This window comes from Legionella cincinnatiensis (assembly GCF_900452415.1).
GTDB classification, from domain to species: Bacteria; Pseudomonadota; Gammaproteobacteria; order Legionellales; family Legionellaceae; genus Legionella; species Legionella cincinnatiensis.
Genome location: NZ_UGNX01000001.1, coordinates 902,567 through 919,548, shown reverse-complemented (window position 1 = coordinate 919,548; position 16,982 = coordinate 902,567). Strand labels below are relative to the sequence as shown.

Genomic DNA, 16,982 nt, shown 5'->3' with positions numbered 1-16,982 from the left:
CGTCGTTGGACAAAAAAATTAAAAAGCAAAACATACATCAGAATATAAAAATCTTATCCAATACGCACAAAGTACAGACACACTTAAGATGGAGTGAGCAGTTACATTCAATTTACCTAACAATACCACGCGTAGCTTGATTCAATGCATCAATCATAAGAACTACTTCAGGGCATTCGTGTTGCATCAACTCTAATTCAGCAACAGCTTGCTGCACAGTTAATCCTTTGCGAAAAATTATTTTATAAGCACGTCGCAAATTATCAATTGCTTCTGATGAAAATCCTCGTCTACGGAGTCCTACTGTATTAATACCACAAGCCGAGGTGGTATCACCAGAAATCATGAGATAAGGAAGAACATCTTTACTTACATAAGAAGCTCTCGAAATAAAAGAATAAGCCCCTATATGACAAAATTGATGTACTGCAGCATATCCCCCAATGTTTGCATAATCACCTACGGTGACATGTCCTGATAGTGCCGCATAACTCACCAAAATAATTTGGTTGCCAATCATACAGTCATGCCCAACATGCGAATAAGCCATAAAGAAGTTCTTATTCCCTATACGAGTAACGCCGCCACCTTTAGCAGTTCCTCGGCTAATCATACAATATTCACGTATGATATTATCATCACCAATTTCTAAACGGGTAGATTCACCTTTATAGGTCATATCTTGGGGTTCGTCCCCTACTGAGGCAAATTGAAAAATTTTATTATTTTTACCAATAATTGTGGGCCCTTCGATAACCGCGTAAGGACCAACCCAGGTATTTTCACCTATTTCCACATCTGCACCAATTATAGCGCCAGGACCTACTGATACCCCATTTGCTAATTTTGCATTGGGGTGAATTATAGCTCGTTCATCTATCACTTTTGAAATTCCTTCGCTGCACTTAATAAATCTGCAGAACAGGCTAGTTTATCGCCTACATAAGCTTCGCCATGCACACGCCAAAAAACTCCTTTTCTTGTTAATAATTTTATTTCCAAGCGTAATTGATCACCAGGAACCACTACATGTTTAAATTTTGCATTATCGATGCCCGCAAAAAAATGTAAAATTCCTTCATTTTCTTCAGGTGTCTGAGATAATCCCGCAAAAAGACCGCCTGCTTGAGCTAAAGCTTCAAGCATCAGAACTCCTGGCATAATTGGACTTTCTGGAAAATGGCCAGCAAAAAAGTTCTCATTAATCGTCACATTTTTTATAGCTGTTAAATGTTCATATGCTTTAAAATCTAATACCCTATCTACCAACAACATCGGGTAACGATGGGGCAACAAACTAAAAATTTGTTTTATATCTATAGGTTCACTCATACACAGTTTCTCGCTTAATCAGTCTATTTAGCTGGCCACAATAAAGAATGCATTATCCAGTTTTAATAGATGCAAATCAATTATTAATTGTTAAAAACTTGTCCGTCCTATCCTACTTATCTACCTCAAAATACAGTTAAATCTATTAGAAATATCTAATCCTCAGATGAGGACTCAAATGTATTTATTAGATTTAATTTTTTTTCTAAAGCACTAAGTTTTTCTATATAGTCATCTAATCGTCGAAATCGTGCTGCATTTCGACGCCAACGTTGATGCTCATGGACTAAGGTTCCTGAAGAGTAAATTCCAGACTTAGCAAGCGATTTACTTACAGTAGACATACCTGTAATCACCACATCGTCTGTTAAACATACATAAGCAGCAACAGAGCTTGCGCCACCAATAATACAGTCCTCTCCAATTTGAGCATAAGCTCCTACAGCAGCACATCCTGCAATAATTGTATTTTTCCCAATCAGTACATCATGTGCGATCTGAACTAAATTATCGATACAAACCCCTTCCCCTAAGTAAGTATCACTTAAAGAACCTCTATCAATTACGGTATTAGCCCCAATACGTACCTTATCCGCTATAATAACCGTACCTACGCTAAAACCTGGCTGCCAATGGCCGTGTTGTTTTAAATAATTAAATGGAAAAGCGCCGACAACACACCCAGAGTCAATAATTACTTGAGCTCCCAATTGACAACCCGAATGTAGTACTACATCATGACCAATCTGACTGTTTTTTCCAATCACAACAGATGATTCGATAACAGTATTTGCTCCTACTACAACGTGATCAGCCAATCGCGCTTCAGCATGAATGACACTGTATGCACCTATAGATACTCCTTCACCTATTTGAGCTGAATGATGAATTCGAGCCGTAGGATCTATACCAGAATACAAAATTGTTGGCTTTGATAAAAATTGCGTGGCTTGCATCATTGTTTGTAAGGGATTGGATACAATAATACAATTTCCTTGGTAAAGAGCTTTATGTTCTGATTTAAGTAATACTGCACCGGCAGAAGTATTTCCTAAAGCGCCTCGCAATATAGAATTATCGTAATAGGCTATATCTTTAGGTGTCGCTCGAGCTAAAGAAGCAAATGAAAAAATGGCGTGATCTGCATTACCATGCCACACGCCACCTAATTTTTCAGCCAGTTGTGCTAATGTTAGCAACGCCACATCGCCAAATTAATTAATCGCTTTAGCGACTTTGTCAGTTACATCAAGGGAATCTGAGCTAAAAGGAGCTGCATCTTTCTGTACGATAAGATCATATTTGTCATCTTTAGCAACTTTTGCAATTGCTGCACGCACTTTGGCATACAAACTTTCCATAGCTTCATTGTTTGCAGTGCTCAGCTCTTGCTGATATTGCTGACCATCACGTTCAAATTGTTGTTGTGCGCTGACAATTTTGCGTTCCATTTCTTTCTTTTGAGAAGCACTCAAAACAGCACTATCACGCTTGAACTTTTCCATATCAGCCTTTATCTTGGCTTCAACCGCTAATAACTTATCACGGCGCGGCTTAAATTCTTTTTCTAATTTTTGTTGAATTTCTTTGATTTGACTTGAAGTTTGCATGATTTTTTGTAAATCAACCACTCCTATCTTTGCTGTATCAGCAAATACGTTAGCGCCAAACACGCTAAAAATAAAGGTCAATAAAACCAAACCAAACCGCTTCATAACTATCTCCTAAATTAAAGATCATGATGCTAGCACAAATCGATATAGGTTGCGATATATACAACACGAGTTTTCAATAATAATTTTGGGACATTAGCGTCGCTTTAGGGACTGTTTACAGTCCCTATTTTTTCCCCACGTTGCAACAGAAGTAAGGAGAAATAAAAAATTAAAATCCAGAAGACAATGCAAATTGGAACAATTGCTGTTGATCGAATTGTTGAGGGTTCAATGCCTTAGCTAAACTAAATGCTAATGGACCAAAAGGAGAACGCCATTCAATAGAAACACCGGCTGAATATCTTAAAGGCCCTTCATACTTTCCCGTTAAAGTAGGTAGAGTATTCACTGCAAATACGTTACCCGCATCCACAAAAGCTGTTGTACGCACATTGTCTCTACTCAAAGGATAAGGCAATATAATCCCTGCGGTTCCACTAAGTAATAAGTTACCTCCCACTGAATTGCGGTAGTTATCTAAAGGCCCTAAAGAATAACTGTCATATCCGCGTACTTGACCTGGTTGTGCAGTACCCCCTGCATAATAATTCTCGAAAAACGGCAATCCATTATTATTAAAAGAGTTTCCATAACCTGCAAATCCTTGCAGAGAAAAAATCCACCCATGGGTTATAGGTTGATACAAACGAGCTTGATAGGAACCTTTGAAATAAGATAAAGATCCAGAAGCAGCTGGCAAAGCAATTACAGCAGCCGCTTGTTGATTAACACCTCGAGTAGGATAAGGAAATTGGTCATAAGTATTACGACTCCATCCAGTAGATAAACGGATTTCATGAAAATGCTTTCCATATAAATTTACAAAATTCTGAATAGGAACAACATAACCTACACTTTTAATATCTATGTCCTGGTAACCATATCCAAACTGTAATCTGCTGATCTCACCTAATGGTAAGCTATAATTCACATCGCCACCAAAACGGTTGGAGCTATAAGTACTTACATTTAGATTTCTAGGATCAACTCGAGCAAAATAAAGGTTAACCCCTCGTCCTATTCCTGTATCTGTATAAAAAGGATTATAATAATTTAAAGTATAATCTTGTCCCCATTTGCTTGCTGTAAACGCAGCGCCGATTGCTCGTCCCGTTCCCATAAAATTGTGTTGATTCACCGAAGCGTTCAATTGGTAGCCATTGGTACCATAACCAATAGAAGCACTTGCCTCAGCAGAAGGAGCTTCTTCTACTTGGACGTCTAGGTCAACTTGGTTATTTGCATCAGGAACTGGGGTAGTTTTTACATCAACATTTTTCAAATATCCCAGTAAGCGCAGCTGCCTTTCTGACTCCTTAATGTTATGTAAAGATAACAACCCTCCTTCATCTTGGCGAATAACACTACGTAATACATAATCACTCGTTTTAGTGTTACCATGGAAATTAATACGACGGACATAAACATGTCGGCCAGGCTGCACGATAAAGGTGATAAATACAGTTTTCTCCTTCTCATCTAACTGAGGTTCTGCATTAATTGCTGGAAATCCATAACCTATATCTCCTAAAGCCAATCCAATCGAAGAAATAGTATCAGTTACCTTTTTACGTGAAAAAACAGCACCTTTTTTAACTTGGACTAATGATTCAATCTTCTCTGGAGGCAATATAGGCTTACCTACTACTTTATAACCTGAAAAGTGATATTGTGGTCCTTCTTCAATATGCACATTAATGTAAACATCTTTCCTATCCGGTGAGAGTAAAACTTGTGACGAAACAATTTTAAATTTCAAATATCCTCGATCCAAATAAAATGAGCGTAACGCTTCTAAGGATGCATCCATGCCTTGCTTTGAATACTGATCTTTTTTAGTAAAATAAGTAAAAATACCCGATTTAGATAAAGCAAACTCTGGTAACAATTCATTAGTAGTAAAATCATGATTACCAATTATTTTGATCTGTTTAATTCGTGATACTCGTCCTTCAGAAATAGTAACCGTTATTCCTACTCTATTCTCTGTTAATGGAGTAACTCGAGTTTCTATACGTGCGTTATATTTTCCTCTCGCATTATATGCTTGCTTAAGTTCCTTTTCTAAACGCTCCAAAGTGGATGTTTGGAATACACGACCTTTAACTAGTCCCATTTCTTTGAGAAAATCTTTCATTTTGTCACTAGGAATTTCCTTATTTCCCACGACACTAATCGAGCCAATGGTTGCCCTTTCTACTACGTTAACAATTAAAGTGTTCCCTTGACGCTCTAAGGAAACCGCTTGGAAAAAACCAGTATCATAAAGAGCTCGAATGATTTCAGCAGTAGATTCAGGGCCAACTTCCTCACCTACTTGCACAGGAATGTAATTAAGGACTGTTCCGGTGGATACTCGTTGTAATCCTGTAACTTTAATACTTTTAACAACGAAAGTATCCGCTGCGATTGTTTGTGAAGACCAAGCAATAAGCGAGGAACAACAAATACCTAATATTAATTTACTACTGATTTTTTTCATTATTATTTTACGCCCAGTACTACGTGCACTTTTAATACCAAAATCGGTACACTAAAAATTGAACCACTTTTTATAGGAAGTAGAAACTACTGTCAAGGTTTTGCTCCAATCCTTTGGAGCATATAGGTACTATAACTAACCTGTAAGCCTGGATAAATCATTGGTTATTGCTATAAACATAAGCACGACTAATAGTAATAAACCAAAATAAGCTCCTGCTGATTTTAAACCATTAGATACAGGCTTACGTTGAATGGCTTCCACCAAATAATACAATAAATGACCACCATCCAGCATAGGAATAGGTAATAAATTTAATGCGCCTAAGCTGATACTTACTAGTGCAAGGAAAAACAAATAAGCAGCTAGTCCATTTCTTCCGGAATCTCCTGCCCCTTGAGCGATACCAACTGGGCCACTAATACTATTTAGCCCTAACTTACCCATTACTAATCTGCCCATTAATGTAAATGTTGCACTTGTTAATTGGGTTGTTTGTTTTAATGACGTGCCTATGGCCGTAAAAGGATCTTGTCTTTCTAAGCGTAACCAGTGTGCAGGCCACTTAACTTTCTGTGAGCGTACACCTAAAAAGCCTTCAATTTTACCCTTATTTTCCTGGCTTCCAGTATGTACCATAATTTTTTGTATTGCTTTATTTCTTTTAATAGTTAATGTTAATGATTTATCTGGATGTTTCTGCACAAAATCAACGAGGAACAACCAGTCTTTGAAAGACTTACCATCGACACTTAAAATAATATCGCCATTTTGTAATCCAGATTTTGCTGCCGGAGAATCAGGTACTACTTCCCCAACAACAGGAGGAATTGAAGGAATAAAAGGCTCTATACCCAAACTTTGGAGTGGATCAGGCCTTTTGCTATCCAATTGCCAATGAGCCAAAGGTAAAAATACTTGATGTTGACGTCCATCAACCAATGATTTAACCGTTAATTGTATGGTTTCTTCAGAACCAACAAGAGGCATAATGGCATATTGAAAATCACGCCAGCTATTTATCTTACTACCATTGAGTGCAATAATTTCTTCTTTTGCTTCTAGACCCCCATGGGCAGCAATGCTGTTGGGTTTTACAGCTTCAACAATAGGGGCTAAAGACGGCATCCCAATAACTAACACCAACCATAAAGCAACAAAAGCAAAAAGAAAATTAAATAAGGGGCCTGCAAAAACAATTGCTGCCCTTTTCCACAGTGGTTGGTTATTAAATGCTAAATGACGTTCATTTTCTGCTACTTCGCCCTCAGACTCATCAAGCATTTTGACATATCCCCCCAACGGGAATAAAGACCAGGCGTATTCTGTTCCTTTTTTACCTTGCCATCGCGCCAAAATAGGTCCAAAGCCAAAAGAAAAACGAAGTACTTTAACACCACACCAACGTGCCACTTGAAAATGGCCGTACTCATGAATTGTAACTAATAAGATTAAAGCTAAGAAAAAATAAAGCAGAGTTGAAAGCATAGTGCTATCCTAAAAAATAGTAGTAACACCCCTGATCGCTCTCCAATTGTTTAGACTTACAAAAATATAAAAGTAGGTGCTCACCTGCAAGGTGCGACCTGCCAAAAACATCCTGTTTATTGATTAATTATTAAGTCCAAACAGCTTTAAAGGTTAACTCAAGAGGTTACATAGTTAATCCGAAATAAAATAAAGGTAAAGCTGCAATCAAACTATCCAAACGATCTAAGATACCCCCATGACCAGGAATTATGGCGCCTGTATCTTTTAAATGACACCTGCGCTTCAATATACTGATAAATAAATCTCCGAAGATTGCAATTATTATAGTACATAAGGCCAAAACAAACCAATGAACCTGAGCAACAGGGTTAAAATAATAATAACCACCCCAGGCAACGATCAAGGATAAAACCACCCCTCCAATTACCCCTTCCCACGATTTTCCCGGGCTAACTTGAGGAATTAACTTATGTTTTCCCATAGTTTTACCACTAAAATAAGCGCCTGAGTCTGATGCCCAAATTAAAAACAATAAGTAAATCAATAACTCTTTGCCCTGAGATAAACTATATAAATGAAAGAGACTTTGCAAAAATAAAGGCAACAATAACAAACAAGTGGCGGCAACAATAACAGGATAGCCCCAATATTTCTGTGAGTTAGGAAAAGTGAGTATCGCAACAATAATCAAACCCCATATAATCAAGCCTAAGACTAACCAGTAGGGAAATAAATAACCACAACCCCACAAACACAACAGCAGCAATAAAAGAAATCCAACTTGAGTGCTGATTTTTTTTATAGGAATTAATTGGAAAGATTCTCGACCCGCAGCAATATAAACGATTAAGGCTATTCCGGCTAAAAGCCATTGATTGCCATAAAAAATCAGCCACAAAACCAAAGGAACTAGAATCAATGCAGTTATAAGACGTTGTAGGAACATGATATTGCCCTTATGGTTTAAAATTAATTTGTGAGTTCGATATAAAAATAATGTAATTTTTTATATCGAACTATTCCAATTTTAAAACTGGATCCCGTATAAACGCTACCCATTTTACGGGATAACGTTCGTTTAGCGACATAACAAGCATAGAAATGCTCTTTATGTCGAACTCACGTTAATTAAGAAATCTGCCCAAATCTTCTTTTTCTTTTATTAAAAGAGGCTAGCGCCAACTCAAATTCATCCTCTCCGAAATCTGGCCAATGAACTTCGCTAAAATAAAGCTCCGTGTAAGCAAGTTGCCAAAGGAAAAAATTACTAATCCGCAGCTCGCCACTAGTACGAATGAATAAATCAGGATCAGGCAATCCCTCTGTATCCAAATAATGAGCAAAACTGGTTTCATTAATCTCATCAATCTTCAATTCACTACGCATAACTGCTTGCGCTATTTTTTTGGCTGCATTCGCCACATCCCATTTACCACCATAATTAACAACTATGTTCAAAGTAAATTGCTCATTTTTTGCCGTTAAAACTTCTGCTTCATGCATTTGTTTTTGTAACACTGACGATAAAGAACTACGATTTCCAGTAAAACGCATCCTTATTCCATGCTGATTTAATTCTGCTATCTCTTTGCGCAGAGACTCTAGAAATAATTCCATTAAGAAACTTACCTCTTCAACAGGACGTAACCAGTTTTCAGAACTAAAAGCAAATAAACTAAGATAGGGAACTCCTTTTGTCATACAGCTACGAATCATTTTTTTCACAGATTCCACACCTGCTTTATGACCTTCAATGCGAGCCAACCCTTTACTTTCAGCCCAACGACCATTTCCATCCATAACAATAGCAATATGCTGAGGAATTTTTTGCTCTAACACTATTCTTCTCAAACTAATAAATAGTGCATAGTCTAACTTCTTTAACCTAAAAATGTCACTACTCAAAAATTATCTAAATAACGCGAGCTCGACGTAAAGGAACTTCCATGCTGCCTTGACGTCGCTAAACGAACGTTATTCCATAAAATGCGTCGCATTTATAGGGAATCAAGTTCTAAATAAAATCAGTTCGATATAAAAAATGACGTTTATTTTTATATCGAACATTAATGAATACTTTTCGGACATGCACAAATTTATGCAGAGAAGTACACTGTCCTATACAAAATTGTTCTAATTTTGTGAGAATTTCTTAGATACTAAGGAATGCATTGCAACTTAAGTCATGTATAATCTTTCCTCTAAATTTGATCCTATTTTGCGGAGTATTACATGCAAAAAAAAGCACCATTGTTGCTTATGATTTTGGATGGTTGGGGATATAACGAAAATAACCAATACAATGCTATTGCCCAAGCTAAGACACCACAATGGGATGAATGGTGGGAAAACTGCCCGCATATTCTTTTGCAAGCATCTGGTGATTCTGTAGGGTTACCTGATGCGCAAATGGGTAATTCAGAAGTAGGACATATGCATATTGGCGCAGGCCGGATAATAGAACAAGATTTTACTCGGATTAATAAAAGTATAAAAAATGGTGAGTTCGCGAATAATCCAGTTTTTTATAAGGTTATCACTACATTACAAAAAACCGAGAAAACGTTACATATCATGGGATTATTCTCTCCAGGAGGGGTTCATAGCCATGAGCAACATTTATTTGCTTTACTTGACTTATGCGCACAACAAAAATTTACTGCGGTTTATCTGCATTTATTCCTAGATGGACGCGACACACCGCCGCAAAGCGCATTACCAAGCTTAGAGCGCCTCAATGCATACTTTAAAATTCACCCAGTAGCGACTATAGCTTCGATTAGCGGGCGTTATTATGCGATGGATAGAGATAATCGGTGGAACAGAATAGAGCAAGTTTATACCTTATTAACCCAAAGTGAGGGTAAGTATCATTATGCAGATGCAGAAACCGCAATAAAGTCGTATTATCTGGAAAATCTGTCAGACGAATTTATACCGCCGACTCGAATTGGCAAACAACATCCAATTAAAGATGGTGATGCCGTTTTATTTTTTAATTTTCGTGCAGATAGAGCCCGCCAACTCACTACTGCTTTTCTTGATCCCGAATTTAAAAAGTTTCACCGAACACTTCGACCTCAATTGTCTTATTTTGTGAGTATGACTCAATATGATAAAAACTTGCCCACAACATCAGCGTTTCCTCCAATTCCCTTAAATAATACCTTAGGAGAAGTTCTTGCCACCCATGGATTAAGCCAATTACGTATCGCAGAAACCGAAAAATATGCCCATGTCACTTTTTTCTTAAATGGCGGCAATGAGAATGTTTTTCCCAATGAAGAGCGAGTGCTGATTCCATCTCCTAAAGTTGCCACCTATAATTTACAACCTGAAATGAGCGCCCCGCAATTAACCGAGCATTTAGTTGAGGCGATTAACAGCCAAGCATATGATGTAATTATTTGTAATTATGCTAATGCAGATATGGTTGGTCATAGCGGGGATTTTGCAGCAACTCTTTCTGCCATAGAATGCCTGGATCAATGTATGAGTCGAGTATGGCATGCATTAGCCCAACATGGTGGACAATTACTGATTACAGCAGATCATGGCAATGCTGAAGAAATGTTTGACGAAAACACCCATCAAGCACATACTGCTCATACAAGTGAGCCTGTCCCTTTAGTATACGTTGGGGGACTTTGGCATTTTACTCGCAGTGAAGGAAGTTTAATCGATATTGCGCCAACTATGTTGACCTTACTCGGAATTACTCCTCCAGCTGAAATGACTGGGCATTCATTATTAGAAAAAAATATTCATGAATAAACGTAATTGTATTATTTGTTATAGCTCAAATCAGTCTGATACCAAGCGAAGTCGTTCTTTCTCCTTGGTCAAAAGAAATCAAGAGCGTAAACGTAGCCAGTGGCAAAAAGCGCTTATTTATTTGAACAGCTCTCTTTTTGGGGTGCTGTTTTGCTTCAATCTTTATGCAGAATCATCCCCTTCTGTACTGCAAACACAAAATAAGCTCAAACAATTAGATGCTCAAATTAATAGCTTACAACAAACATTAAATTCTGCGCACGATAAACGTGGTGTTTTAAATAAAGAGCTTTCCGAAACTGAAAAACAAATCGGTGAGGGTGTGCAAAAGCTACGCTCGATACAAAATGATATAAATAGTACCGAAAAGAAAATTGTTGGGCTACAAGATCAGGTCAATCAACTAAACAAGCAACTTACGACCCAACAACAATTACTGACAAATCACCTACGTGCACGTTACCAAATGGGCGAATATCAACCGCTTAAACTGTTACTCAATCAAGATGATCCAAATAAAATAAGTCGAATTTTAACCTATTATCAATATATCGTTAAATCACGACAACAACTTATCGAGCACATCGATAAAACGCGTAAAAACCTTAATAAAAGTAAAGAAGAACTCCGATCTGAACTCCTAGCCAACAAACAACTTAAAACTGAATTAACACAACATCAGGAAAAACTAAACCAAAATAAAGGTTATCATACCGCTCTAATTCAATCACTTAATCATGAAATCCAAGACAAACAAAATACATTACATGAAGCTAAAAAAAATAAAGAGAATTTAGCACGCTTATTAAAATCATTATCCCAGCAAAGCATTACCCAAACCAGCAAGCCTTTTAGTCAGATGCGCAAAAAATTGCCGCTTCCAGTTCAGACTCAGGGCCGATCATTTCGCAAAATGCATCAAGGAGTGACATTTTTTGCCAAAGAAGGAGCAGTAGTTACTGCCGTTTATCCAGGCAAAATCGTGTTTAGTGATTGGCTTAAAGGTTATGGATTACTCCTTATTATTGATCACGGCCAAGGTTTCATGACTTTGTATGCTCATAATCAGTCTTTATTTAAAAGACAAGGACAATACGTCAGTCAAAATGAACAAATTGCGAGTGTAGGCCATAGCGGCGGAATTAAACAAAACGGTCTATACTTTGAAATAAGATTAAAGGGAAGGGCTATTCCGCCATTAAACTGGTTGTCCTAGATTTTTGATCCCTGGCACCTAAATTGCATTTCAATAATTATAACAAAAGAAAATGGCTTATATTCTAGCCGGTATCTGAGGAGATCGTTATGTTGCTAAGAAAACTACAATCATGCTCGCTTGCAATAGCGTATGCAATGACTCTTATGTTGTCTCTGCCCGTGTTCGCAGATGATGAGTTTAATACAGATACATCAAGCAATGCCTCCAATTCAGACTCCAAAGCAGTACCCTTAGAAGATGTACAAAGATTTTCCAATGCAATTGGTGAAATTAAAAAATATTATGTTAAGCCTATAGATGATAAAGAACTTTTTGATAATGCCATTCGTGGAATGCTCAGTGGGCTTGATCCTCACTCCAGCTATCTGGATGAAGAAGAGTTTAAAGAATTACAAACATCTACTAGCGGTGAATTTGGTGGCCTAGGCCTAGAAGTAACCATGGAAGATGGGGTTGTCAAAGTGGTCACTCCACTTGTTGATACTCCCGCCTTTAAGGCAGGAATTAAATCTGGGGACTATATCATCAAATTAGGAAAAGAATCCGTTCAAGGACTCTCTCTTAAAGATGCAGTCAACATAATGCGCGGTAAAGCTGGAAGTACCATTGAATTAACAATACTCCGTAAAGGAGTGAATAAAGCACTGACTTTTGATTTAGTGCGAGAAGTGATTCAAATTAAAAGTGTTCAAAGCAAAATGCTAGCTCCAGGATATGGTTACATTCGTTTAACTCAATTCCAAGCTTTAACTGGAAAAGATATGTTACAAGCGATTGCTCAACTGAAACAAAAATCTGGCGGTAAATTAAAAGGTCTTATACTGGATTTAAGAAACAATCCAGGAGGATTACTTGATTCAGCCATCCAGGTTTCTGATGCATTTTTAGGCAAAGATAAATCAGGCAAACCAGAAACTATTGTGTCTACTAAAGGACGATTACCCGGTTCAGATTTCACTGCTTTATCAAAAGGAATGGACGTTTTACATAATGCACCAATGGTTGTGCTCATCAATAATGGTTCCGCCTCTGCTGCTGAAATTGTAGCTGGAGCACTGAAAGACAATAAACGAGCAGTAATTCTGGGTACAACAAGTTTTGGCAAAGGCTCAGTACAAACTGTATTACCTTTAGATAATAAAACAGGAATTAAGCTAACTACAGCGCTTTACTATACGCCTTCAGGAACATCCATCCAAGCAACAGGAATTATTCCTGATATCGTAGTAAACGAAGTAGAAATTCCAAAAAATGCAGCTAAGCCTGCGGATGCAACTGGATTTAGTGAAGCAGATCTGAATGGACATATACTTAACAAAAGTGTAGAAAAGACCAAAGCAAAAAGCGCCAAAGCAGTATTGGATGACTTAATGCACAATGACTATCAACTCTACGCTGCATTGACCGTATTGGAAGGTATGTCTCTAGCAAACAGATAATCGATTTATTTTCCCAATGATTTTTAGCTTTATGGCCTGGGCGAAGTAAAAAATCCCCAGGCTTTTTGTTTTGTATGCATTTGCATAATTGAGAATAACTTCAATAAAAACTCAATAAGATCATCAAAGTTGAAATTTTTATATCTGCCCTCATTATTAGAAATAGTAACGATGAATGATGAGTGATAAAAATGATAAATAATCTGAAAACCTTTCTCTTGCTTGCCGCTCTAACAGCATTGCTTGTTATTATTGGTGGATTGCTTGGAGGAACCAGCGGAATGTTGATTGCATTAATATTTGCGGGAATTATGAATTTTTCAGCATACTGGTACTCAGATACTCTTGTTTTAAGAATGTATAACGCTGAGCCGTTATCTTCCAGTCATTTTGTCTCTGATATTGTATCAGGACTCGCTCACCGAGCAGGAACGCCTGTGCCCAAAGTTTATTTAATTAATAACACGACTCCAAACGCATTTGCAACAGGAAGAAACCCTGAAAATGCAAGTATCGCAGTTACCACAGGCTTATTGGAACGATTGACTAAAGAAGAAATAACAGGAGTCTTATCTCATGAATTAGCTCATGTAATTCACCACGACACTTTAATTAGTGTGGTCAGTGCGACTATAGCGGGAGCAATTAGTGGGATTGCCAATATGTTTATGTGGCTTTCTATGTTTGGTAACCATTCAAATAATGAAGAAAGTGTACACCCTGTTGTTGGAATTGTTATGATGATAGTTGCTCCTCTGGCAGCAGGATTAATTCAAATGGCTATATCACGCTCTCGTGAATTCGAGGCAGATGCTGGTGGAGCACGTATTTGTGGCAATCCAAGATGGCTTGCTAATGCCTTATTAAAGCTCGAGCAAGCGAGCCATGAACGTTTTTTTAAGGAAGCAGAAACACACCCCTCAACAGCACATATGTTTATCGTTAATCCATTAAATGGAGAAAAATTGGCCAATCTATTTTCAACTCATCCCTTAACAGCAGAACGAGTAGCAAGATTAAGAGCAATGTGCTAAAAAATCATTGCTCTTAGGCCCATTGGTTCAAGGCTTTTGTTATTTTCGCCACGTGGAAACCCATATCTAGCTAAGATCTGTTGACGATTCGTCTTCAAAGACCCGCGTCTCCTGTCAACAGCTCCTAATAAAAATAATTAAAAACTTGACATTTATCTACTAGTAGGTAGAATTTATATTATGAAACTGACAATGATGCAAGAAAAAATACTAAATACAGCAGAAAGTTTAATCCAGAAAATGGGCTATAATGCTTTTAGCTATAAAGATATAGCCTTGATAGTAGGAATTAAAACCTCCAGTATTCACTATTATTACCCTACCAAAGAAGATCTGGCTGTTGCTGTAATTGATTGGCAACTGGAGCGCGTACTCATTGTCTTAAATGAACTCAAACTCAATAGCGCTCTTTCTTTACAAGAAAAGCTGTTATATGCGGTTGATGTAATTTTATCATTGACATTACGTGATGAAATGAAAATGTGCTTGGGAGGCATTCTAGCATCGGATGTACTTTCTTTGCCTGAAAAACTTAAAAATAGAGTTCGTCATTTTTTTAATGCGCTCGAACAATGGATAAAAGAGTTGCTCGATGCAGAGAACTATAAAAATAACTCTTTTGATAGTTTATATTCAAAAGATAATCTACCCAAATATTTACTGATTCAAATAGAAGGAGGTTTACTGATGTCACGTTTGTATCATGATTTTACTTATATTGAAATTGTAAAACAATTTATAAAAAAAATGGATTAAAATTTTTTATTTAACTAATCTATCTATTAGTAGATAGCTTTACCGAGGTACCGACGAAACTTAGATTATTATTCACAACAGGTGTCTTAACTTTAAGACTTTCAACTAACAATGATGCGAGCAAAAAAACTATGAATACTGATACTATAACTATTGAAAAAGCTACTTACATTTCTTTAAAAAGCAAACCCGAAGCAGCATTACAACTGGAGGAGTTTTTACACAAAGGAAGCACATTAGTACGGCAAACAGAACCAGGAACACCTCTGTGGTTTGGATTAAAAGAAAATGAACATTTTGCTATTTTTGATCTTTTTTATAATGAAACTGGAAGAGAGAGACATTTTTCAGGTCAAGTAGCCAATGCATTAAAAGAAAATGCAGCAGAATTAGTAAAAGATGGCTGGGAAAATGGAGTAGTGAAAAATATTAATAATTTTGATCTCATCGCTACCAATCATTTTAATAAAGGAAAAATTTTAAATTCTAAAGTAGCTAATTTGATTGTTTTCAAAGTAAAACCAGGAAAAAATCAGGAAATTGAACTATTTTTACATGAAGCATCGCAAATTATTAATGCGACAGAACCTCAAACCTATTTTTGGGGCGCATTGAAAGCCGATGCAGATACTTATGCTATCTTTGATGCCTTTCCAGATAAAAATGGCCAAACAACCCATTTTTCTGGAACAGTAGCCACCCTATTAAAAAATAATGCCGATAATTTAATTATTGGTGGGTGGGAAAATGGAATCATTGCAAATATCCATAACTTTCAGATTATAGCCATTTCATAATTTGCACATTTGACGCACCATTACACTGTATGTCAAATGGGGCGTAACAATCACCTTATATTGGACTACACTTTGTTTAGCATTAACCTCAAAGGGAATTTTTATAAACTAAAAGCCGTTCTTAACGGCTTTTAGTGACTTCGATTCATCAAGCAAGAACTAGATACAAAGTTTATGCAGTCAGGACTGGCTTTTTATAGGAAACACCTTTTTTACCCACATTAAATGTCCCCATGACACCAACTCCAGGTTCAAGAGCTAAAAGATGCGTAGCGACCGCTTGACTGGAAAAATCAGAATTGGTCTTCATTGCAAGCACAGCGCTATTATGCACGATATGGAATATATCATAAGCATAACCTGCTTGAGTAATAGGATGACTAAAGTATTCTTGTTGGAACTGTGCAATAAACTCAGGCTTCGTTGTTTTAGTTAAAGCCACCGCATTCTGGTGATGAATGCCTTGTGCTAAAAAGTTATTTTTTCCATCAGTAATTACCGAATCATTGGTTAAACAAAAATGAATGAGGTTATTTTTTTTTGCTAACGGTGCCACTAAAGCACCGCTATCCGTTCCTTCGGTCAATAGTACATTAATATGATGTGTATCAATAAATTTTTGTAATGTTTTTGTGGCGTTTGTATTATTTGGCATCTTATCCAAAGTATAAAACTCATAAGTTATGTTAGAAGATTTTAATTGATCCCGGGCGATTTCCATTGCACCCAACATGTTTCTACCAATAACAGCGGATTCATGAGTAAAGGGAGCATAAATGCCAACATTAATCGTCATTTTCTTTGTAGTATCCGTTGAGCTAGATGCGGCTACATTAAAGCCTGTCATCAAAAAGACAAAAAAAGTATTTAAAACAATGTACTTTGATAAAAAATGTTTCATATTTATTTTCCTAATTGATTAGACTGTGTAGTAACTGATTGA

General features: G+C 37.0%; 15 protein-coding genes. 6 read left to right on the top strand and 9 right to left on the bottom strand.

The genetic code is table 11. The annotated features are described in order from the left end of the window. Positions 1-112: 112 nt before the first annotated feature. From lpxA to uppS, 8 genes are all read right to left on the bottom strand, one after another. Entirely contained in the window at positions 113-883 is a 771-nt protein-coding gene (lpxA, locus tag DYH34_RS04120; RefSeq protein ID WP_058465951.1) for an acyl-ACP--UDP-N-acetylglucosamine O-acyltransferase, read from the bottom strand. Then, entirely contained in the window at positions 880-1,332 is a 453-nt protein-coding gene (gene fabZ / locus DYH34_RS04115) for a 3-hydroxyacyl-ACP dehydratase FabZ (protein ID WP_058465950.1), read from the bottom strand. The genes lpxA and fabZ overlap by 4 nt, the downstream gene beginning before the upstream one ends. Positions 1,333-1,487: 155 nt before the next feature. Beyond that, complete coding sequence (gene lpxD / locus DYH34_RS04110) at positions 1,488-2,531, bottom strand: UDP-3-O-(3-hydroxymyristoyl)glucosamine N-acyltransferase (RefSeq protein ID WP_058465949.1); 1,044 nt, start codon at positions 2,529-2,531, stop codon at positions 1,488-1,490. Between the two features lie 15 nt (positions 2,532-2,546). After that, the gene (locus DYH34_RS04105; RefSeq protein ID WP_058465948.1) at positions 2,547-3,047 is read right to left on the bottom strand and encodes an OmpH/Skp family outer membrane protein; all 501 of its coding nucleotides are present in this window, start codon (positions 3,045-3,047) and stop codon (positions 2,547-2,549) included. A gap of 169 nt (positions 3,048-3,216) precedes the next feature. Next, positions 3,217-5,529: an outer membrane protein assembly factor BamA gene (bamA, locus tag DYH34_RS04100; protein ID WP_058465947.1), complete on the bottom strand. Its 2,313-nt coding sequence runs from the start codon at positions 5,527-5,529 to the stop codon at positions 3,217-3,219. Between the two features lie 135 nt (positions 5,530-5,664). Continuing rightward, positions 5,665-7,017, bottom strand: a complete 1,353-nt coding sequence (gene rseP, locus DYH34_RS04095; RefSeq protein WP_058465946.1) for an RIP metalloprotease RseP — start codon at positions 7,015-7,017, stop codon at positions 5,665-5,667. A gap of 166 nt (positions 7,018-7,183) precedes the next feature. Beyond that, entirely contained in the window at positions 7,184-7,966 is a 783-nt protein-coding gene (locus DYH34_RS04090) for a phosphatidate cytidylyltransferase (protein ID WP_058465945.1), read from the bottom strand. Positions 7,967-8,148: 182 nt separating this feature from the next. Continuing rightward, entirely contained in the window at positions 8,149-8,859 is a 711-nt protein-coding gene (gene uppS, locus DYH34_RS04085) for a polyprenyl diphosphate synthase (protein ID WP_274519450.1), read from the bottom strand. A gap of 393 nt (positions 8,860-9,252) precedes the next feature. On the opposite strand from uppS, the gene gpmI reads away from it, so the two are divergent. The 6 genes from gpmI (at position 9,253) to DYH34_RS04055 (ending at position 16,039) form a co-directional block, all read left to right on the top strand. Further along, entirely contained in the window at positions 9,253-10,794 is a 1,542-nt protein-coding gene (gene gpmI / locus DYH34_RS04080) for a 2,3-bisphosphoglycerate-independent phosphoglycerate mutase (RefSeq protein WP_058465944.1), read from the top strand. Then, positions 10,787-12,010, top strand: a complete 1,224-nt coding sequence (locus tag DYH34_RS04075; protein ID WP_083502800.1) for a murein hydrolase activator EnvC family protein — start codon at positions 10,787-10,789, stop codon at positions 12,008-12,010. The genes gpmI and DYH34_RS04075 overlap by 8 nt, the downstream gene beginning before the upstream one ends. Positions 12,011-12,099: 89 nt before the next feature. Further along, positions 12,100-13,452, top strand: a complete 1,353-nt coding sequence (locus tag DYH34_RS04070) for a S41 family peptidase (RefSeq protein WP_058465943.1) — start codon at positions 12,100-12,102, stop codon at positions 13,450-13,452. A gap of 191 nt (positions 13,453-13,643) precedes the next feature. Further along, positions 13,644-14,486, top strand: coding sequence for a zinc metalloprotease HtpX (htpX, locus tag DYH34_RS04065; RefSeq protein ID WP_058465942.1), 843 nt, complete (start codon positions 13,644-13,646; stop codon positions 14,484-14,486). A 192-nt stretch (positions 14,487-14,678) separates the two neighbouring features. After that, entirely contained in the window at positions 14,679-15,242 is a 564-nt protein-coding gene (locus DYH34_RS04060) for a TetR/AcrR family transcriptional regulator (RefSeq protein ID WP_238589555.1), read from the top strand. A 131-nt stretch (positions 15,243-15,373) separates the two neighbouring features. Continuing rightward, positions 15,374-16,039 (top strand): hypothetical protein, encoded by a 666-nt coding sequence (locus DYH34_RS04055; RefSeq protein WP_058465940.1) that lies wholly within the window; start codon positions 15,374-15,376, stop codon positions 16,037-16,039. 172 nt (positions 16,040-16,211) lie between these two features. Here DYH34_RS04055 and DYH34_RS04050 read toward each other — a convergent pair whose 3' ends face one another. Next, positions 16,212-16,940 carry a type 1 periplasmic-binding domain-containing protein gene (locus DYH34_RS04050; protein ID WP_058465939.1) on the bottom strand — a complete coding sequence of 243 codons (729 nt, stop codon included), beginning with the start codon at positions 16,938-16,940 and terminating at the stop codon, positions 16,212-16,214. Positions 16,941-16,982 lie beyond the last annotated feature (42 nt).